Source organism: Brasilonema bromeliae SPC951 (assembly GCF_012912135.1).
In the GTDB taxonomy this organism is placed as follows: domain Bacteria; phylum Cyanobacteriota; class Cyanobacteriia; order Cyanobacteriales; family Nostocaceae; genus Brasilonema; species Brasilonema bromeliae.
Genome location: NZ_QMEB01000027.1, coordinates 1 through 22,120, shown reverse-complemented (window position 1 = coordinate 22,120; position 22,120 = coordinate 1). Strand labels below are relative to the sequence as shown.

General features: G+C 42.8%; 14 protein-coding genes. 10 read left to right on the top strand and 4 right to left on the bottom strand.

Annotated elements, in window-relative coordinates:
• Window positions 1-12 precede the first annotated feature (12 nt).
• From DP116_RS05665 to sds, 5 genes are all read left to right on the top strand, one after another.
• The gene (locus tag DP116_RS05665) at window positions 13-1,437 is read left to right on the top strand and encodes a cation:proton antiporter (protein WP_169154247.1); all 1,425 of its coding nucleotides are present in this window, start codon (window positions 13-15) and stop codon (window positions 1,435-1,437) included.
• Window positions 1,438-3,039: 1,602 nt separating this feature from the next.
• A complete protein-coding gene (locus tag DP116_RS05660) occupies window positions 3,040-4,995 on the top strand; it encodes an N-acetylmuramoyl-L-alanine amidase (RefSeq protein WP_169154246.1) in 1,956 nt (651 codons plus the stop codon).
• Window positions 4,996-5,793: 798 nt separating this feature from the next.
• Complete coding sequence (locus tag DP116_RS05655) at window positions 5,794-7,818, top strand: N-acetylmuramoyl-L-alanine amidase (RefSeq protein ID WP_211173095.1); 2,025 nt, start codon at window positions 5,794-5,796, stop codon at window positions 7,816-7,818.
• A 391-nt stretch (window positions 7,819-8,209) separates the two neighbouring features.
• Window positions 8,210-9,070 (top strand): glutamate racemase, encoded by an 861-nt coding sequence (gene murI / locus DP116_RS05650; RefSeq protein WP_169154244.1) that lies wholly within the window; start codon window positions 8,210-8,212, stop codon window positions 9,068-9,070.
• A 1,405-nt stretch (window positions 9,071-10,475) separates the two neighbouring features.
• Complete coding sequence (sds, locus tag DP116_RS05640; RefSeq protein ID WP_169154243.1) at window positions 10,476-11,447, top strand: solanesyl diphosphate synthase; 972 nt, start codon at window positions 10,476-10,478, stop codon at window positions 11,445-11,447.
• Between the two features lie 73 nt (window positions 11,448-11,520).
• Here the strand turns inward: sds and DP116_RS05635 are convergent, their stop codons facing one another.
• Entirely contained in the window at window positions 11,521-11,994 is a 474-nt protein-coding gene (locus DP116_RS05635; RefSeq protein ID WP_169154242.1) for a hypothetical protein, read from the bottom strand.
• Window positions 11,995-12,199: 205 nt separating this feature from the next.
• Between DP116_RS05635 and hetZ the strand changes: the two genes are divergently transcribed.
• The 3 genes from hetZ to DP116_RS05620 all read left to right on the top strand — a co-directional run bounded on the left by hetZ (window position 12,200) and on the right by DP116_RS05620 (window position 15,109).
• Window positions 12,200-13,393, top strand: coding sequence for a heterocyst differentiation protein HetZ (gene hetZ, locus DP116_RS05630; protein ID WP_169154241.1), 1,194 nt, complete (start codon window positions 12,200-12,202; stop codon window positions 13,391-13,393).
• Entirely contained in the window at window positions 13,386-14,363 is a 978-nt protein-coding gene (locus tag DP116_RS05625) for a PatU (RefSeq protein WP_169154240.1), read from the top strand. The genes hetZ and DP116_RS05625 overlap by 8 nt, the downstream gene beginning before the upstream one ends.
• 410 nt (window positions 14,364-14,773) lie before the next feature.
• Window positions 14,774-15,109, top strand: a complete 336-nt coding sequence (locus DP116_RS05620) for a hypothetical protein (RefSeq protein WP_169154239.1) — start codon at window positions 14,774-14,776, stop codon at window positions 15,107-15,109.
• Window positions 15,110-15,251: 142 nt separating this feature from the next.
• Here DP116_RS05620 and DP116_RS05615 read toward each other — a convergent pair whose 3' ends face one another.
• Window positions 15,252-16,577 (bottom strand): dihydrolipoamide acetyltransferase family protein, encoded by a 1,326-nt coding sequence (locus DP116_RS05615; protein ID WP_169154238.1) that lies wholly within the window; start codon window positions 16,575-16,577, stop codon window positions 15,252-15,254.
• Between the two features lie 371 nt (window positions 16,578-16,948).
• Here DP116_RS05615 and DP116_RS05610 point away from each other — a divergent pair, with 371 nt between their 5' ends.
• Entirely contained in the window at window positions 16,949-17,473 is a 525-nt protein-coding gene (locus DP116_RS05610) for a hypothetical protein (RefSeq protein WP_169154237.1), read from the top strand.
• 53 nt (window positions 17,474-17,526) lie between these two features.
• Here the strand turns inward: DP116_RS05610 and DP116_RS05605 are convergent, their stop codons facing one another.
• Complete coding sequence (locus DP116_RS05605; RefSeq protein ID WP_169154236.1) at window positions 17,527-17,976, bottom strand: YlqD family protein; 450 nt, start codon at window positions 17,974-17,976, stop codon at window positions 17,527-17,529.
• A 42-nt stretch (window positions 17,977-18,018) separates the two neighbouring features.
• A complete protein-coding gene (locus tag DP116_RS05600) occupies window positions 18,019-20,013 on the bottom strand; it encodes an AMP-dependent synthetase/ligase (RefSeq protein ID WP_169154235.1) in 1,995 nt (664 codons plus the stop codon).
• A gap of 1,241 nt (window positions 20,014-21,254) precedes the next feature.
• On the opposite strand from DP116_RS05600, the gene DP116_RS05595 reads away from it, so the two are divergent.
• Window positions 21,255-22,120 (top strand): alpha-hydroxy acid oxidase (locus DP116_RS05595; RefSeq protein ID WP_246275500.1); only part of this gene is annotated, 866 nt, incomplete at its 3' end.

Genomic DNA, 22,120 nt, shown 5'->3' with positions numbered 1-22,120 from the left:
CCAAAATAACCGATGCAGTTAGATTTCACAACCTTCTCATTACCCTTGTTGGCAACCGCAACAGAAACAGCAGATAGTTCGCTTGTACTGGCAGCAGTGCTGCTGAGTATGGTCGTCATTTACCTTGCCAGTAAAGTAGGCGGGGAACTATCAAACCGCTTTGGGTTACCGCCAGTGTTGGGAGAACTGGTAGGTGGTGTCGTGGTAGGTATTTCTGTCCTCCATCTATTAGTGTTTCCAGAAGGGGGGGCTGATAGTTCCAACTCTGTTATCATGACCTTCCTTCAAACCACTGGTGGTCTCAATCCAGACGCTGCTGATGCTGTCTTTAAAGCCCAGTCTGAGGTCATTTCCATATTGGCAGAACTAGGTGTCATCATTCTCCTATTTGAAATTGGTTTGGAATCAAACATAAAAGACTTAATAGCTGTTGGTATCCAAGCGAGTGTAGTAGCAGTAGTAGGGGTGACAGTACCCTTTGCTGCTGGTACGGTAGGATTAATGACTTTATTTGGCATTCCAGCAGTACCAGCAATTTTTGCAGGAGCAGCTTTGACTGCTACAAGTATTGGTATTACTTCCAAGGTATTGTCAGAACTTGGGCGTCTCAACTCTAAAGAAGGGCAAATTATTTTAGGCGCTGCTGTTATTGATGATGTGTTGGGAATTATTGTTTTAGCAGTGGTGGCTAGTCTTGCAAAAGAAGGTTCGGTGGATGTCGGTAAAGTTATTTATCTGATCATTAGTGCCAGTAGTTTCCTGGTGGGCGCAATTGTTCTAGGAAATCTTTTCAGTAATACCTTTGTAGCAATTGCGAGCAAGTTAAAAACTCGTGGTGGATTAGTCATACCAGCACTTGTCTTTGCCTTTGTGATGGCATACTTTGCTGCTGCCATTCAACTAGAGGCAATTTTAGGTTCTTTTGCTGCTGGTTTAGTCTTAGACGAAACAGATGAGCGTGTGGAACTGCAAAAGCAAGTTATCCCAATTGCTGATATACTGGTGCCAATTTTCTTTGTGACTGTTGGTGCAAAAACTGATTTAGGAGTTTTAAACCCAGCAATTCCTAGCAACCGGGAAGGTTTAGTGATGGCGATTTTTCTGATAATTGTTGCCATCCTAGGTAAAGTTGTCACTGGCTTAAGTGTATTTGGTCAGCCTCAAATCAACCGTTTGGCAATTGGTGTGGGCATGATTCCTAGAGGCGAGGTAGGATTAGTCTTTCTTGGTATTGGCTCCTCCATTGGCATTCTCTCGAAACCTTTGGAGGCGGCAATTATTATGATGGTCATCCTGACAACATTTCTCGCGCCTCCCCTTTTGCGGTTCGTATTTCCAGAACCAACAACAGCTACAGCAATAGAGGAAGTGCTTTTAGATAATTCTTCCGGAAAATCGTTGGTTATAGAATCACCAGATTCTCGGGACGATAAGTAAAATTCTAGAGTGCAGACGCATTATTTACAGCGTCTGTACTTAGATGATGACTGAGTCGTGAATTTGTCCAGGTGAAGTGTTTTTCCTTTTGTTTAAGTTGGAGTTTATACTGGCAACAAAATTCCCGATATTTCCGGGCACATTCATCCAACGTTCGTATTATTTCTCATAGGTGTACAACGCTTCAAAGGAGCATCGCACTCCAAGCGGGTTAGTCATAGCTCAAAGCGTTCTCCCCGATTTGATTGTCTTTTTTCTTGAGGAGGCAAAAAGCTCAGGAGTGCTTTGACTAGCTATCATAATCAACGCTCCACTCTGTTGCATTTCCCTTAAGTCTTATCAAGTCAATTTTTAATCTACTCTGAAAAGAAATTTGCATCCGTGCTTCTGTACGACAAGTTCATGACCTACTAAACTTCAGAATATGAATATTTTGTAACTTTGTTATTACTAATGGAAACTTTACTCCCAAAATCTTCGTCTCCTTAAACTAAAAAATTAAGGAGTTTGTTCTAAACGCCAGCACTCATTAGGGAATGTTGTTTTTGTTTTATCTTCCTTCTTGCTCACTCATCCAAGTAATGGTATTTCTTTAGCAGTTAAACAGGTGCACTGAAAAGTCAAGTTCACATCAGGAAAGAGTAACATCCCAAATCTCTAAATTCATTGTCATCCTGTTCGCAAGAGCGTTTATACAGGAGATACGCTGCACTTCGTTTCACACCCTGCGGGAAGCCCTATGGCTGACGCTACGCCTTACGGCTATCGGGTATGTCCTCCGGACACGCTACGAAGAGCGCCAGTTCACGCTAGGTGCGGCAGATTGCGGGAAGCCTTCTGGTGGGCGTCTAAGCCTGTGAAACTCGCGCCTGAGCACTGGCTCCTGTAGCCTGACCGAACCCGTTCACCGGACTAGCTCACGGCAGAACCGTTTACAGAAAGAATGACAAGCGTATTTTCTCATGCATTGGGATGCTCCCGTAAGGATTTAGTAGAAGTATTATCAGTTGGTGCATTGACGACTACCAAATCAGATAATATAAAAAATCTCTTTTTGACGGATGAAGTGTTTAGCTATTGACGGATACTTTAATGTGATTTGCGGCAAATTGCGTGAAGCCGCCTAGAGGGCGTCAATTAAACATCTAACAACGAAAAAATGCCATAACGGCATGAAAAACTATTGGCAGCGTGTTAGAATTTGACGCCAATCATTCAATTTAGTTCCTGAGAAGAATTAATATAGAACAACATCTACTCCTAATGGTTAAACCTTAATAGATATTAGGTAAATGACACGCTTTGCTATCACCAAATTTGGATTATATTCAAAAAATAATCACTATAACTGTGTCTTTATGAGATCAGAAAATGATGCTTGTGCCACCAAAGTAATGGTGTAGGCGGTGATAGTGTGAGGATTTACCGAAACTTTGACCAACAAAAAACTCAGAAGTCAGTTATTCAGTTATCAGTTATCAGTTATCAATTCACTGTTTACTGATAACTGTTCACTGTTCACTGTACTGAATTCTGCGTTTTGTGTTCTGGGTGCTTCTCCACTTCATAGACTCTCATAAATACGAATCAGGAGAAAACACTGTGAAAACCCACTGGTTACTACCTGGTACCTTTGTAACGACTAGTCTTTTGACGCTATTGTCGCCAGCTCAAGCAGCACAAAGCGCGAAATTGCAATCTTGGCGCTTTGATGCCAATCAAAACCGATTAGAAATCAATACTCAAGGTCCAGTTCAACCCCAGGCGCAACTCGTTTTCAACCCTACACGGTTGGTTATTGATTTGCCAGGAACTGATTTTGGGCGTCCGCAGTTGACGGAGTCAGTAGGCGGTGCAATTCGCTCTATTCGTGTTGGTCAATTTGATCCACAAACAACTCGTATAGTTGTTGAACTGAGTCCTGGTTATACCCTCGACCCCAAGCAGGTAAAATTTGAAGGGAAAAGTGCCAGTCGCTGGACGGTACAATTACCAACGCCACAAACTGAAGGAGTCGCCTCCTCACCAGCATCCCCAACTCCAAAAGCTCCAAGCCCAAAAAGTGAAGAAGTCGTCATCTCACCGCCAAGAAATATTTACAATGTGGTGACAGTAGATTCTGACACAGATAAAAAACCTGAGTTTTCTAAGGCTGTTGTCGTTGCAGAAAGAACAATTCAAGTTGAGAGTCTGCAAGTTACAGGGGACGGTTTTTTTCTGCGTACCAGTGGTGGAAATCCTCAGACTCAGGTCATTCGCAGCCGCGATCGCAAAACCATCTTCGTTGACATTCCCAGTGCTACTTTGTCACCGAATTTTGGTGCTCGCGATAGATCTATAAATAAGCATGGTGTGAACCGAGTTGAAATGATTCAACTGCAAAAAACACCACCTGCTGTCCGAATGACGCTGCGGGTAGACAAAGATACTCCTGATTGGCGCATAAGCACAAGCAGTTCTGATGGTTCTGATGGTTTAGTCGTTCTACCGAAGAATCGTTATGCGAGTGACTCGCCCAGAAATTATTATTCCAGCACTCCATCAGATAATCCTCCCACTCCTGCTGTGGAGACACCAAAAAGCGATGCAATCTCCACAATTGAGGCTGTAGAACTGACTGGTACTGGTACGCAACTGCTGATTAGAGCAGATCAACGTCTCTCATCTGCTAGTACTAGTTGGGATCAGTCATCTAATCAATTTCGCATCACCATTCCCAATGCGAAGTTGGCTTCTGCGGTCAAAGGTCCAAATTTCGATGCTAGTAGCCCTGTTCTCCGCGTGCGCTTGCAACAACAAGACCCCCGTACTGTTGTTGTCTATGTGCAACCAGCATTGGGAGTGCAAATTGGGCAAGTTAACAAACTGAATGGTCAGGTTTTGTCTTTGGGATTAGAACGTATCCCTTCTATCAAACCACCCATTGCTTTACCACCCATACAACGACAAAACCCACAGCCTTTGGCATTACAGAACCAGCCAAGCAAGCCTGTAGTCCAGAAGCCTCGTGCTCCTAAGGGACGAGTCGTCATTGTCGTTGATCCAGGACATGGGGGTAAAGACTCTGGAGCACTTGGTATTGGTGCTATTCAAGAGAAAAATATTATTTTGCCAATAGGCAAAAGGCTGGCAGAAATCTTACAGCAAAATGGTTTACAGGCAATACTAACGCGTGACTCAGACTATTTTGTGACTCTTCAAGGACGGGTAGACATAGCAGAGCGAACCAATGCTGATGTCTTTGTCAGTGTCCATGCGAACTCAGCAGGTGATGATCGTCCAGACGTGAGTGGTCTAGAAACATATTATTTTGACAGTGGTTTAAGCCTAGCTCAGATCGTTCATAAGAGCATTCTCCGAAGTGTCAATGTGAAAGACCGTGGTGTGCGCAAAGCCAGATTCTATGTCTTAAGAAAAAATTCTATGCCAGCAATTTTGGTGGAAACAGGGTATTTAACTGGTCGTGAGGACGCTGCTAAGTTGTCCAACCGACTGTATCAAAATAAAATGGCAGAGGGGATTGCTGATGGTGTTCTTCAGTACTTAAAGCAAAAGTAAAACATTTAAAATATCAGTGTCTTAATTAGCACTGTGTTCAAGCAGCTATTTAGGCAGTTATCAGTGTTTAAAACCTTGATAACTGCCTAGGTAGCTGATAATTGGTTGAGCAAACTCTTTTACCGGAACTTAAGTTCCGGTTTTTATTTGTAAAATTTTTGATACTTTGTGTCCGGGAATACTTATTGAAGTTGTCTAGTAGGATCCTTTCCCCTGTTCAGATCTCAGGGATTGTGTCTGGAGTCTGGTCATCGCTGACACCAGAATACAACTTTACCTGAAACTACTATTTTGTTTCAATATTAAATATAATTTTTGACAAAATGAGTCTTGTGTTAATGCCAAAGTCTAAGTCTACCCACTAGCGTAAGTTCTGCAGAGAACTCTTATGTGGGGCGTAGCGTCTGGTCTAGTTCAGAGGGCGATTCGCTTTCAGGTTCTAGATTTTACTCTAGAGAGTGTGCTGTGTTTACCACATCAGTTAACACGGACTAAGATATCTAGGAATCAGACAAATTAATATAAAGTTCTCACAAAGTTAAGCAAAAATGACCAAGATTGACTACTCTATTATTTTTAGATTGGTGTGATGATTATGCTTTGCAAACTGCATTTTCTGTGCCAGAAAAGCATACAAAAACTGAGAGGGCATGCCACAGTTGAGCGCTATTAAGATCTTTCTACGAGTTAATAACGTATTTGCGGCTAAGATTTGAGCGGTGCTAGTGTGAGGATTTCCCTAAACTTTGACATCTTGACAGATCTCAGAAGTACGAATCAGGAGAAAAGACTGTGAAAATGAACTGGTTATTACCTGTTACTGTTGCAACTACTACTGTCTTCATGCTACAATCGCAGGCTCAAGCTGCGAAATTACAATTTTGGCGTTTTGATGCCAGTCAAAACCGATTAGAAATCAACACTGAAGGTGCTGTTCAACCCCAAGCGCAACTCCTGTTCAACCCCACGCGACTGGTTATTGATTTGCCTGGAACTGACTTTGGACGTTCGCAGTTGATTCAGCCGGTGAATAGTAGTGCAATTCGTACTGTTCGTGTCGGTCAGTTTGATGGACAAACAACTCGTATAGTCATTGAACTTAGTCCAGGTTATACCCTCGATCCAAAGCAGGTAAAATTTGAAGGTAAAAGTTCTAGTCGCTGGACAGTACAGTTACCAACTCCACAAGTTGAACAAGCTGCTTCATCTTCTGGCAACACTTCTTTGAATGTCTATAGTGTGGTAAGGCCTGACAACTCCACAGCCACTAAAGACGTAATTGTCAATACTGATTCGGCAGCAAGTAAAGATATAGTTGTCAATCCTGTTGATAGGCCAACTCAAAAACAAACACTTATCAGCAATACTCAAGGATTGACTCAAATTGAGAGCTTACGTGTTACAGGTGATGGTTTGTTTGTCCGCACAAATGGCCCAAATCCTCAAATCCAGACATTTCGTAGCAGTGACAAGAGTGCTATCAACATTGATATACTTGGTGCAGCTCTGTCACCACGTTTCTTCCAACAGAATACACCAGTCAATAAGTATGGTATAAAACGTATTGAATTCACTCAACTAAAAACAACACCTGGTGTTCGTATGACGCTGTGGGTGGAGAGAAATAGCCCCGACTGGCGAGCAAGCATGAGTAGCTTTGGCGGTTTGGTAATTCTGCCTAATGGTGATGCAAGCAAATTGTCCAGAGATACTACAAGTACAAGTAATAGTAGTGATGGTAATGGTAGTTTACTTCCTAACTCAGAGATACCTAGGAATGTCACGCCTCGAAGCTCCAACCTAATGCCGCCAGCTAGTGACTCAATATCTACAATTGAGTCTGTAGAACTGACTGCTACTGGTACGCAACTGCTTATTAGAGGAGACCAACCCCTTTCATCTGTAAATACTGGTTGGGATAGAGCTTCTGGTTTATATCGCATAATCATTCCCAATGCTAAGTTAGCTGCTAGCGTCAGAGGTCCAAATTTTGACGCCAGTAGTCCAGTTCTGCGCGTACGCCTGCAACAACTGGATCCGCGTAGTGTTGCCGTCTACATCCAACCAGCAGGAGGAGTGCGAATTGGACAACTCAATCAACTGAGTAGTCAGCTTTTGTCTTTAGAATTACAACGCTCGTTTTCTCCATTAACTCCCCGTTTTAGTCTACCTCCCTTACCACGATCAAACCCACAACCATTATCCTCAGGATCAATGACGAACAATCCGCTGCCAATGCCGCAGATGATGCCGCAGCCAATGCCGCGTCCCCGCGTGCCTAATGGACGAGTTGTCATCGTTGTTGATCCAGGACATGGCGGTCACGATTCTGGCGCTCCTGGTTTGGGTGGACTGTTGGAAAAAGATGTCGTTTTACCTATTGGAAGAAGGGTGGCGACCATTTTACAGCAAAATGGCTTACAGGTTGCACTCACGCGTGATACTGACTATTTTGTTACCCTTCAGGGACGGGTGGATATAGCAGCCCAAGCAAATGCTGATTTATTTGTCAGCGTTCACGCTAATTCTGTTGATCGTCGCCCTGACGTGAATGGATTGGAAACTTATTATTACGACAGTGGGCTAGATTTGGCTCGTGTTATCCACAGTAACATTCTCCGAAGTATCCCCACCCTCAAAGACCGAGGAGTACGCAAAGCAAGATTCTATGTTCTCAGAAAAAGTTCTATGCCCTCGATTCTAGTAGAAACAGGCTACATGACTGGTCAGGAAGATAATCCTAGACTGGGAAGCCCTGAATACCAAAATCGAATGGCAGAGGCAATCGCTAACGGTATATTACTATACTTGCGACAAAGATAAGTAGCCGTCATGAACTGCAAACCACCCTATGTCTACGGCACGTGGCTTGGGCGAACGGGTATGCCTGCCAACGCGAATGACCCAAGAGCGGCAGTTGCTACCCTACCCTGCGGTTCGCCTTCTGGCGGGCGTCTAAGCCTGTGAAACTCTAGCCGAGCACTCCCTCACCGGACACATGAAAATTTTTCTTTTTTTCTGAGTCTTGTTTTCTGAGTTCTGAGTCAGGAGTTGCTGAGTTCTATTTTCAAGTCAGTGGGTAGTGGGTAGTCGTGAGTGGAACAATTAACCACTAACAACCAAGCGCTGAGAACTACCAACTAACCATTAACGATTCATCACTAGTAGCTAACAACTAACCACTAACAACTTATTAAATTAACGATATCCGCCTGTGTTTCCATTTTTTACCTTTGAAGGTAATCTTTATGATTTTTCTGAAGCACCGCAACGTGCCCCAATTGGTATTTTTGACAGTGGTGTAGGTGGTTTAACAGTTCTACACCAACTCTACCGTCAACTCCCTAATGAATCGATTATTTACTTTGGGGATACAGCTCGACTTCCATATGGGATTCGTTCGCAAACAGAAATTTTACAGTTTACGCGTGAAATTCTCACCTGGATGCAACAGCAGCGTGTCAAAATGGTCGTTATGGCTTGTAACACGAGTTCAGCCCTAGCGCTGGAGGCGGTACGTGAGGAATTCTCTGTGCCAATTCTCGGTCTGATCTTACCTGGGGCAAGAGCAGCAGTTAACAGTGGAAAGCGCATTGGTGTGATTGCCACTGCTGCAACAGCGAAAAGCAATGCCTATCGCCATGCTATCCTAGAAATAAATCCCGAAGCCCAAGTCTGGCAAGTGAGTTGCCCAGAGTTTGTGCCGCTGATTGAGCAAAACCGCATTTATGAACCCTACACACTACAAGTGGCACGCTCATATCTGGAACCACTATTGCTGCATGAGATCGACACATTAGTCTATGGATGTACTCACTATCCTCTGTTGGCACCAGTTTTGCGATCGCTCCTCCCTTCCTACGTCAAGCTAGTTGATCCAGCAGAATATGTCGTTGCTGCTTGTGCCCAAGATTTAGATATTTTGGGTTTGAGAAATACCTACCCACCTTTGCCAACTCGCTTTGCGGTCAGTGGTTGTCCACAACAATTTGCTCAGTCCTCTGTACAGTGGCTAGGTTATACCCCAGTCACTGAAGCAGTACAGTTGACAAATGTCACACTTTATAGTAATTAATGTTTTGTTGATTAAGTATTTAGTCAAGGGGAAAAAGCTTGACTAAATACTTAATCACTGATGAAGGCTAATTGACACTACATTGTATTTATCGTCAGTGATTATCCAGACTTAAGATTATGCGCTTTTGCCCCCTTTGGAGTGCATCCCTAAAGAAACACTTGTGGCAGTAGTTTTTTTTCCCGTTCTCTTTGCTAGAGCTAATAGTAGATAAACTGCTAACAAATAACCAGAAGCTAATATAAAAATTATCATAGGCATTTTACCGTAAACCATTTTTTTACCAACACTTGTGTATAAGAAATATAAAATCCAATAATATTTAGCAGAGTCACAGCTAAACAAACTTACTTTTAATAGCTGTTTTTGACACTGCAAAATCACAGTTAGAGATCTATCTCTCTTTCGTAAACTTAATTTCTATTCAATTTTTGTTGCAAACTATACCTAAGGCAGTAGTCAAATTACCAAAGAGCAACTTAGAACTACGACCTCAGCAGTCTACCTAGTCTGCATTTTTCCGCAAACACTTTATTTTGTTGTCCAAGGTATGCACTCTTGCTACACTAAACAAGCACAGCATTTTTCCTTTACAGGGAAGCGCATAGTTCTAACTCTATAGGCTTAGGTATTGAGACCATAACCAATGAGATATATTCATTGATGGTAGTCCACAATACTATATTCAAAGTCACAGCACCTGATAGGTAAAAACACCAAACGGTGGTTTTTCTCTGGTAATGTGAATATCTCGAAAAATTTAAATCCCTTGATGTTAGCGTAACACAACGACCCTAAGTTTTTGGCTAATTTTTCTGCTAAATTTGAAATTTTTTAGTGTCGGTTATACAAGATTTCGCTTAATTTTTTTCGGTAAAAATAAGTCATGTGTCATAGGTGACGACTAAAGGATATGGAAGTTTTCCAGCCTGGTTTTCATCTTTACTTGAAAAATATGTTGTTGAAGATAAAGTTTTGGTTAAGATACAAAGATTTTGTCTACTGTATCAGGTCTATGGTTTAATAATACAAGTATGAAAAATATCATATAAATAAAAGAATATACTAACACTCATTTCGGTATATTTTCTCTGTCTATAGAAAAACATTAAAACTTTGTTGACAAAATTTACCTCCTATGGTTTGTGCACGATAGAGGCGCAGCCGTACCATGAGTGAGATACAAACTCATTGAGTGCAAGTAGCGTATCAAGTTCCAGAAGAAAACCACCGTCCGTCGGCAATGCCCTCCTTGTTGCAAGAGCGTCTGTACAACTGGCGTGCGAGTGCCATGCACAAAAGTAATGATTAATGACTCATGAAAACTTTGCGCTGGGACAGGGTTATCTTAGAATAAGTGTAGGATATGTAAACTTTCGTAACTAAAGCCAGAGTCTGCCCATCCATGACCCCAGCCACCTCCCTTTTTTCCCCAGTGGAAGCCGACCTGCAAATACTAGCAGACAACTTGAAACAGCTAGTTGGAAACGGTCATCCGATCCTTTGTGCAGCAGCCGAACATCTCTTTGGAGCTGGGGGAAAGCGCATAAGACCAGCGATCGTCCTGCTGATATCGCGGGCGACCATGCTCGAACAAGACATTACGCCTCGTCACCGACGCTTAGCTGAGATTACGGAAATGATTCACACAGCAAGCTTAGTACATGACGATGTGGTTGATGAATCCGAGATGCGACGCAGTGTTCCCACTGTTCACAGTTTATTTGGCAACAGAATAGCGATATTAGCAGGAGATTTTCTGTTTGCTCAATCTTCCTGGTATCTAGCCAATCTGGACAATTTGGAGGTGGTGAAACTGCTGTCAGAGGTGATTATGGATCTGGCTACTGGCGAGATTCAGCAGGGCTTGAATCGCTTCGAGACAAACATATCGATTGACACTTACCTCAAAAAGACTTATTACAAAACAGCGTCATTAATTGCTAATAGTTCAAAAGCAGCTGGATTACTGAGCAACGTTTCCCAAGAAACAGCCGACCATTTGTATAGCTACGGGCGTCATATTGGTTTAGCATTCCAGATAGTAGATGACATTTTAGATTTCACAAGTTCGACAGATACCTTGGGTAAGCCAGCAGGATCGGATTTGAAAAGTGGTAATTTAACTGCGCCTGTTTTATTTGCATTGGAAGAAAAGCCATATTTGGAAGTCCTGATAGACAGAGAGTTTGCCCAGAAAGGCGACTTAGAGCAAGCCATATCCTTGATACACGATAGTCAAGGTATTCAGCGCTCAAGAGACTTAGCCGAACATCATGCGAAGCTAGCTGTTGAGCATCTTGCAGATCTGCCATCCTCTGAATCTTGGCAAGTCCTAATGAAGATAGCTGATTACGTACTGAGTAGGCTCTATTAGGGGAAACGAGGAAGTGAGGTAGGAAGAATTCTATGGGTTTCTTCCTTGTGTTCCTCGCCCCGCACTCCTGCTGTTAGGCAATATCTGGAGGAATTTGTTTTTTTACTCGGTTTTGCTGTAACCGTTGTTGAATTAAGTGTTGCAGGTCGGCTCGTCGGACTTCGACTGAGTCGGTAGTGATGCCAGGGGTTTCAAAAAAAACTATACTATCTACGGGTTCCATTGCTACCAATTGGAACAAAATGTGAGTAACAGGGATTGGTGCAGCTATCAATTGAGGGTCAAGCCCAGCAGATGATCCCAGTGGGACATCCTGTATTGTAGGGAAAGCATAAATGACGCGCTTTTCCAACTGTGGATTTGCACGAGCGCTCAATGTAGTCAAAACCCAGCCCTCTTCCATATTCTGGAGAATATAGTACTGGGAATGGCGTAATTTCTGAGCGCGCGCGCTGAGGACAGGAGCGATTGCTGTGACAAGTTGCGGAGTAACACCATCTTGGGGGGCATTGTCAATTAGCAATTGAATTTGTGCTTTTAAGTCCATAATGACCTGTAAACTGATGAATGGGTAGTGGCAGTAACATCTATGAAAAGCGAACAATCAAACGAGATTTGCCAATATGAAATTCAGCCTAATCCTATAACACATAATTGAGGCACGTTTGACTTGTACGCAAAATCCTCAACCCAATACCCTCAGTCTTACAGGTGGTACATAAGTATGTTAGGGTCTTTCTAAACACCAGACTATGAATTCAGCCGCAACCATAACAACAATTCAGGGAGTAAGTTCTATCGGCGTGGAGGCGATATTTCAACTCCTTTTCAAGGAGCTTCAGCAATCAACCAAAGCTTCGGAGCAAAATTGCCGCGATGTGGCAACACGAATTGCTGCCGAAGTTTATAGAATTTGCAGTGAAAGCAAGCGCATCCAAGCTGCTGGGACTGTAGAAAATTCTGCAATGACCCTTGCCCGACATCGGTTACAACAGTGTTTGAGGTACTACGAGTTGGGTTCCAATCGGGGCAGAGTAGAGTTACACAGTACTTTGAGTGCGATTATTTATCGCTACATCAATCCTCCCCAAAGACAATTGAGTTATCAAGGGCGGCTCGTTGTCATTGAAGATTTCTTGCAGAGTTTTTACCTAGAGGCATTAAATGCCTTCCGACGGGAGAACCAACTGGGGACTAGTTATCGTCCCCAAACACTTTTGGAATTGGCGGAATACATGGCATTTACCGAACGCTATGGCAAGCGAAGGATTCCTTTGCCAGGGCGTCAACAACAGCTGATTATTCTCCGAGCGCAAACATTCTCTCAACAACAACCGCCGGAAACTTGCGTAGATATAGAACAAGCAGCAGAAGGGAGTGGTAACGAAGCTGATGGCTCTTGGGAAGATCCAGCTGTACAGCAATTGCGAAGTGCAATGGCGACACAACCAGAGCCAGAACCTCAAGAAGATACGTTACGCTCTGTCGTGATTACTGAATTGATGAATTATCTGGAAGAACGGCAGCAATCAGATTGTGCTGATTACTTTACTCTGCGTCTCCAGGATTTATCAGCGCAGGAAATTGAGTCAATATTGGGCTTAACTGCTCGCCAGCGGGATTATTTGCAGCAGCGCTTTAAATACCATTTAATCAGGTTTGCCTTATTGCATCGCTGGGAATTGGTTCACGAGTGGCTGGAAGCAGATTTACAGACAAATTTGGGCTTAACTCCTCAGCAATGGGAAGTGTATACGGCTCAACTGGACGAGAAACAACAGTCTTTACTAGAGTTGAAACAACAAGGTCATCCAGATGAAAAAATTGCCAAAACTTTAGGATTATCGATGGCACAAATGCAAAAACGGTGGTTTAAAATTCTTGAGCAAGCTTGGGAAATTCGTAACTCTCTAATTTCCGGATCAGGTGCATCTACCCATGAATAGTGACTCAGAATCCTTACAAAACCACTTAATCGCTTGGTTGTTGGCAAAAAATGCCCAAACCAACGATCCAAAATTGGTCAATTGTGAGGAAAATGAAGGGGTAGAACATATTAATCAAACAGCCGCCGCCTTAAACGGTGGCGCTTTTGAGTTAAGGTGTCTACCCCGAACTATTCAACTGGGAGAAATTCCTACTGTGCAAGAACGTTTCCAAGCCGTCCTTAAACGTCGGTTACAAACTCAAATTCAAAATCACCCACCGTTATTCCCTTGGGAAGCTCAGCTTATAGAGTATCCCGAATGCCTAGACAAGCCAGCGCTTGAGTTGGTTCCGGTTTGGGGCTGGGCAGTACAGCAATCGAAACTGAATTTGCCGATTCAGCTGCCTGAAAGAATTTTCCAGCAATTGCTGGAGAAGTGTCAGGCGATGATTGCCTCTTCTATACCGTTAGGGGCAAAACTCGTTGCTGCTGTGGAGAGCCTCTTTCCTGAAGAATATCAAACATTGAATGACTTAGCAGGAATAGTGCTAAGAAGTCCCTCTCGTTCAGATGCTCTAGAAACTATGCCGAATCTAGAGAGTGATTACTCAGACTTACAGCCACAGCAACAGATGGCGCTTTCGTTGCTGGCGGCAAAACAGCTACTAGAAAATCTAACTCTGCCAGTTTCAGCTACCAACCCAGTAGTAGAAAGACAATGGCTTACAAGTGCAGGTGTTATGACCCTAAAGGTAGAATACCAAACTCAAGATCAACTGACCAAGCTAAGAGTTGAAACTGAATTACCTTCTAAAGCGATTGTGAACCTCCAAGGAGATGCTGCCCAAGCAACAGCTGAGTCATCAAGTCCGGGATGCCTAAGTGTAGAATTACACAACACGCAACTAAACCAGACTTATACCTTGGAAGTTGAGTTAAAAGAAATAGACCAACAACCGCTTGTATTTGTGATTGTTCCCACCTTATAAATAAGCTTGCCATCGCTAGCAATCCACGTTGATAAACGCGATTGATATAAAATGAATGTCCTGGTTTTGAAAAATACCCCATTTTACACAAGCGATCATTAGGGCGTCTACAGAAGGCTGTTGTGAGGAAGACACTTACGAGTTTCGTTTTACCGACTCGTTTTGTATCTGTGGCGTCCATATCATTGCTTGATTTATATACCCATAGACTGCTTTCTCGTTAAGATGTCTAACAGATCTAGAAGCCAGGATGAAATTGGTGTCTACCTGCAAGTCTTTTCTGGCGGCAAAATGCGCAGGAGTCGCCGTTGATGCAAGTGGAAGGTTCGATGACCTTGCGGGTGCTTGTGCTAGCGTTGGTAATTGTAGATGTAAGAGTTGTGGCGACTGATTGGGTACCGCTTTAGGCGGTGGGCGCAATTTGGAGTGACTACTATAGCCACAATCGTAATGTCTCGGTTAGGTTCTGTATCGCCATAGAAATATTGGCAGCACTGGGGGCTTTGTTTCGGCGATTTTTTGATGAATTCAATGACACGCGGCTGAGTTTTGTGGAGTTATTCAACTCCAAGTATTTCACAAGTTTTGCAGGAATGCCGCAAAGACTTGGGATACTCTATTGTCCAATACGCTTGATGTTGCTTAGTCTTGTCCCTACGCTGAGTCAAACTTTAGGATTAGCCCGAGTGCTGTTGTTATTTCTTGCAATTACCCTACTAACCCTAGTGCTAGATTACGGTTTATGACTCGGCTTGCAACTGGTAAAATCGTTCTCAGGCTGTGCCTGGGAACGAGATAAAATAAAAATGATCTTCAAAAATTTTACCTACTATAAACCGCCTTGGTTCAATTGTGAGCCAAGGCGGTTTGATTCTGGTATCACTCAAACTACAACATCAAAGATTCAGGATTTGTCGAAATCAATTTCGCCAAATCTTGCAAGAACGCCGCAGCATGAGCACCATAGATAATGCGGTGATCACAGGTAATATTTACCTGCATCTGTTGCTTGACGCCAAATAGACCTTCAGCTGTTGCTACGATTTGCGGACGAGATGCGCCAATTGCCAAAATAGAACCTTGTCCGGGTGGTAGAATTGCGTCAAATCTATCTACACCAAACATCCCTAGGTTCGATATTGTAAAAGTGCCGGTGTTATACTCTTCTGGTTGAAGCTTTTTAGCTCTAGCACGTTCTACTAGGGACTTCCAATCGCGGGATAGAGAGTATATATCCACCATGTCTGCATTTTGTAATACTGGTGTAATCAATCCCCCATCATCCATTGCCACCGCTACAGCAACATTTATACTAGAGTGGTAGACAATTCCTTGTTCTGAGTATCTGGCATTAAGCAGTGGGTGTTTTTGCAATGTCACCGCTACGGCTTTTGCCAGAAGGGTTGTCATAGTCACGCCTTTAGACTTTATTTGTTTATAAAGTTTGTCAAGTGCATCAGTGGTAATAGTGTAACCTATATGGATGACTGGTACGGATAGGCTCGCTACCATGTTGCGTACTACAGCATTTTGCAGGGTAGTTAAAGGCACTACTTGACCCGGAAGTGCAGCGATCGCCGGCGCGGGTGCAGGTGCAGGAGCAACTTTCGTGGGTGTAGGTGCAACCGGGGTGATGGTTGGCGCTGGTTGTGGAGGTGCGACAGGAGTCGCTGTAGCAGGTTGTTTGCTAGATTTTCCAGCTGCTGCTTCTACATCCTGGGCGACAATGCGACCATGAGGACCACTACCAGAGATACCACTTAAATCAACTTTCAGTTCCTTCGCTAACTTACGCGCACGGGGTGAAACTACCAGCCGACCATTTGTACGGCTAGAGGTTCCGTTTTGAGAAGCAGCGGGTGTTGCGACTGTGGTTGTTTCTGCTGTTTTTTCACTCTTAATGGCTGCAGTTGCTTCATGTTTGGCAGCACTACTCCCAGAATTCGCTTGAGCTGCAGTTTCGATTTCAGCTTCGGTTTCCGCCAACAAGGCGATCGCACTTCCAACGGCGGCTGTTTCACCAGCTTGCACGATGATGTGAGCAAGAAATCCTTCATAGAAGGATTCTACATCCATATCTGCCTTATCTGACTCGACAACCACCACTGTTTCGCCTTTTTCCACTTTATCTCCAGGAGATTTTACCCAAGAGACGATTTTACCTTCGGTCATGGTGGAACTTAGCGCCGGCATAAATACTTCGTAAATGCTCATATAGGTGGTTTGGTGAATCGATAATTAATGGACTTTTACAGTTTGTGTTAGATCGAATTGTATCTTGACCTCGCTACCCTTGGGGCGGAGTTTTGGGAAACATAGATCTCGGGTGTAGGACAGTGATTATTAAAATTTGACCAGGTCATAAATAAGATGGTTATTATTCTTGATACCCTTACATTCTGATACCTCTAGTTGCTCAAGAGCGGTGAGGAACTATATTAAGACCACAAGGTCTATTTATTTGTATTTCTCATCACGACTGTCAAAATCTAAATTCCACTCATAAGTAATAAGAGGAAGGACAATACCTTAATCTCAGATTCAAAATTAATATTTAACCTAATTTTAATTGGCTGTTAAATTTTATGTCGGCAAAGTTGAAATTGTTTTTGATTGTGATACTAAGTCTCTTTGCCACCGCTGCTACTGGTGTTTATATCATTGAGCGCCAGCCATCTGAAGCGGTTTATAGTATGAACAATGGGCAACCACCTCAGTTTTCAGATGTGAACATAACACAGGAAATTGTCAACTCAGAGCGGGCAAATTATAACACTGTACCTCTAGAAAGTATTAACTCTCCTCTCCAAGGTAGTGATCCAGCAGACCTTGCGCTCAATGCTTTTGATAACATGGATTCAACTCTAGAAACTCGCAAGGTTGAGGTTTTTTATCCCTATCCTAATCAAGCGTTAGTAACAATTACCCAAATAGAGCCAACAAAGAATTTTCTCAAAGCAATGAAATATCGAGTTGAACTCACAACTTTTGGGCGATCGCTTTTTGTGAGTTCCCCTCGTGTATGGCAAATTGTTTGGGCTGGCTCCCAGGTACAATGTATACCTGGAAGTAGCCTTCACTTGCCACAGTCAACCCAAACCTGTCAATAGTTATTTGTTCTGAGTCTCACTCACTATATAACAACCAAGAACAAAGGACAAATTTAAATATCACCGCGAACTTCTTCTACAATACCATCACGTAGCACAACTTCTACCTGCAATTTGCTAATTAAGTTATCACCTGGTTCCACGTGGAAAAAGCCTTCCATTTGGAATTGGTTAACTTCTTGATCCAACTCTAAAAACTGGACTTGCTGGAGATTTTGCAGACTTTGATTTTTTTGCTCCAAGAGTTCACTTTTCTTTTGATTAATTTGACCTTGAATATTCTCAATTTGTTGAAGAGTTTGGGGACCTGGTGGCTGGAGACTCTGCTTTTGAACTGCTGAAATCGCCCGCTGTCCTTCCATGTCGATTTGTTGCAGTTGCTGGTCAATTTGATTAATTTGTGCTTGCAGTTGCTGCTGCACTTCCTCTTTCCAAAGGGGAGTCACAATCGCTTTGACGTTAACAACCCGTTTTAGCAGCAGTTGAGATTTGGAGGCATCCATAAATGTTTCACGTTCACTCTATAGTTTGCAGGTGGAATATAATCAGGCAAACATTGGGTTAATAATATCGTGATAGCGCTCCATCACGACCTGTCGCCTAATTTTCAGTGTTTGTGTCATCATGCCATTTTCTGGTGAAAACGGCTCCAGAATGAGCTTGAACGGACCAATGCGGTCATCCGGTCGATAGCCTGGACGGTTTTGCACTTCCCGAATCAATTCTTGCCGAAATAAATCCTGAATCATTTTACTCTCCAAGGTGACTTCCGTCTTGCCTGGGGCATCTTCAGTACTTATTTGTTTGGCGGCTTCATCGCTTAGACGTAGATGCAGATTTTTAGCTTCCACCCATTTTTGCAGGGCTGACAAATTGGGGACTATCAAAGCACCGAGACTGCGTTGGTCTTGTCCAACAAGCATTATCTGATCTATGTAGGGCGATCGCAAACACGCATCTTCAATCGGCTGCGGCTCGATATTTTCCCCATTGGTTAATACAATCGTATCCTTTGCTCGTCCGGTCAATACCAAGTCATTCTGTGGAGTCACCCAACCCAAGTCACCGCTATCAAACCAACCCTCCTTGTCAATTGCTTTCGCCGTAGCTTCTGGGTTTTGGTAATAGCCTTGCATAATTTGTGGTCCTCGCAGCATCACCAAACCTCGCTCCCCAAGTGGCAAAGTTTTGCGAGTTTCCGGATCTACTATTTTCGTTTCTGTACCTGGTACTGGTTCCCCAGATGAACCGCGTACATTATGCCAAGGACGACGCACATGGACAATGGGAGAAGTTTCCGTCAAGCCATAACCCTGCAAAATCTCTACATTAATAATTTCAAAAAACTCATCTATGTGCTTGGGAAGTGCACCACCACCGCTAATCATCTGTTTAATTTCTCCCCCCGTTGCTTCCCGTACCTTGGCATAAACAAGTCGTTCTCCCAAAGCGTGGAGAGGAAACAAAGCTGATGCTTGTATACTAGCTGCTAATCGCTCGACCATTGAGGGGTTCAGATTTTCTAAACTCAATCCTTGGGCGATTCGCCGCGCTTTGATATACTTCTGACTCACACCCAAAAGGTAGTTAATCAGGCGTTGCTTGTTTGCTGGTTGTTCACGGAACTGCTTTTGTACTCCTTCATAAATTGACTCCAATAACCGGGGCACACACACTATGTAATTGGGTTTAAATTCTTTCAAATCTCCTTTCACAGATCGCAAGTTAGTGTAAATTTGGGTACAACCTTGAGATAGTAAGAAATATTCACAAGTGCGTTCATAGCTGTGCCAACTGGGGAGAATGCTGAGAACAACTGCTCCTGGTTCTGGTTGCAATACGGTCCCACAGATTACCACTTGGTGCATCAAATTACCGTGAGAAAGCATCACACCTTTGGGTTTCCCTGTAGTGCCAGAAGTATATATTAAGGTTGCTAAAGTATCGTGATTTTGCTTAACTGGTGTTAAATTATGGTTTGCCCCAATTTCCATCAACTGGTTAAAGTTTATGACTTTTATGGTTTCGTCTGTTGGTGGTACTTCATCACTAAGCAAGATGACCAGTTGAATGGGCAAATCACCAAGACGCTGTTTAAGCTTGTTAAAGGTTTTTAAATCTTCTACCACCAACGCTGTGCTACCACTATTTCCCAAGATAAACACAAGTTCTTCCCGTTCTGCTTGAGAACTGCGCACTGCATCAACCGCCCCAGCAGTCATAATGCCCTGATCTGCTATGAACCAGCGGGGACTATTATCCGAAATCAAAGAGACACGATCTCCTGCTTTCACCCCCAACGCTTGCAATCCTGCAGCAAAATATTGAATTTTTTGAAAGAGTTGCGTATATGTGATAACAACTTCTGGTTTGGCATGAGGATTGCGAAGAGCGACGGTATCACCACATCGCTTTGCTACCAACGACCATATTTCTGGCAGTGAATTCAAGTTGGAGTAATCTGCCAAACGCTCTAAATTCCGGCGCTCTAGCTCATAAAGGTTAGAGATTATAGAATAAATATCGTATGTTTTCGACATAACACATCTCCCAAATAGAAAATTTCTTATCTCTCCAGCATATTCCGATCTGTGGTTCAAATAGCAAATTTGAAATGACACATTTTATTCTGTCTATAGCAATGCTCAAAACTTGAGGAATCTATTGATTAACAAAAGTTTATGTTATAGTAAACTTATCTGAGAGAGAAGCAAGGCCAAATTTTGCTTTTAACTTGTTACAGAAATATTGCTTTTGAATTGAAGCAGCAAGCACCTCATTTGTAAAAGTAAAGTGATGACCTATGCCTTTGATAGACATTTTGCTGTTGACGCTAATAAATGTTGCCGTATGTTTTGCATTTCCCAAAGTTATATTTATGATTCTAGCTACTGTAACTGGGCAGAATCAGTTATTGCAGACTACTTCAACGAGCCAAAAAAAGGTAATTGAACTTACCAGTTTTCCGTATTGCACAAGTTACACCTTGACAAAAAGACCGTTTTGTAAATTCGCTCCCAGTTTTTGTGACAGGTGTTCTCCTGGTTAACAGGGTAAGGTTATCAGTTAACTTCTGCGGAAATCAAGACGTCAGATTTGTATCTATCTTGTATAGAAACTTAATAAATATTCACGGTTAACTGATAACTCAATTTGCTTATTTCTAAAATAATTATTCACTCTATAGTTAGAATCAAAAACTTTTATAGTAAAAGTTACTTATAGACATCACAATAAATTCAAATTCTGCTTTTCGTTATTTCAACGAATTTTGTTTAAAAATAGAAATATATAAAGAGCACCATTTATAAAAAAGGGGATTATCTATGAGTTTGATGGATGGTCTGTTCCTAACTTTGATAAACGTTGTAGTCTGTTTTGCGTTTCCCAAGTTACTATCTGTCATTTTGAATCTCAAGAATAAACGCTTTGAACCATCACAGGTTACTTTGTCCTCAACCGATGCGAAGGTGGTCAGTTCTCCTTACAGAATTTGAAGCAAAAAACCGTGGGAGCGTCAAGAAACAAAAAACTGTAAATGCACACAAAACGGTTTTGTGTGCATTTGTGTTTATCTGTCATTCTTTATTACAGCGGTTTTTCATTTATTTAAAGACTATGTGCGTTCTTCTTTGCGCCTAGTGTGCGAGACAATTTAGATGTCGCGCATTTAAATTGCAATTTTGAATGACTTGGTGAGGTGGTGGTGGAGGAAGTAAAATCGTTGAAACCGCTTAACTTATTTGAATACGAACAGCTAGCGACCAAATGTCTGTCTCAAATGGCTTTGGACTATTACGCTAGCGGTGCGTGGGATGAAGTCACATTGCGGGATAACCGAACTGCTTTTGAAAGATTTAAACTTCGTCCGCGAGTGCTAGTAGATGTCAGTCAGCGCAACCTAGCAACTGAAGTTTTGGGTCAACCGCTTCAAATACCTCTGTTGATTGCTCCGATGGCGTTTCAATGTCTTGCCAATCCACAAGGAGAAGTTGCAACAGCAACAGCCGCTGCATCTGCTGGTGTTGGCATGGTGTTGAGTACTCTTTCTACCAAAAGCATAGAAGAAGTAGCAGCAGTGTGTCACGACACAAATCTTCAAACTCCCCAATGGTTCCAGCTTTACATCCACAAAGACAGAGGGCTAACTCGTGCTTTAGTAGAAAGAGCTTATACTGCAGGCTATAAAGCACTTTGTATCACTGTAGATACTCCTATCCTGGGACGGAGAGAACGAGACAAGCGCAATGAGTTTGCTCTCCCAACAGGTATGGAATTAGCTAATTTTACAAATTTATCAGGGTTGAACATTCCCCATCAAGAGGGAGAATCTGGATTGTTTACTTATGTTGCACAGCAACTAAACTCTGCAGTAACGTGGGATGATTTGGAATGGTTTCAGTCTTTATGTCCGCTTCCGTTGGTACTGAAAGGAATTTTACGGGGAGATGATGCAGTTCGTGCTGTGGAGTGTGGAGTAAGGGCAATTATTGTATCTAATCACGGGGGGCGTCAATTAGATGGAGCGATCGCATCTCTTGACGCTTTAGCTGAAGTGGTCGATGCTGTGGATGGACGCGCTGAAGTATTATTAGACATGTCCGGGAATTTGCAAAGCACTCCACATCTGGCTTTGCACAGCATTAG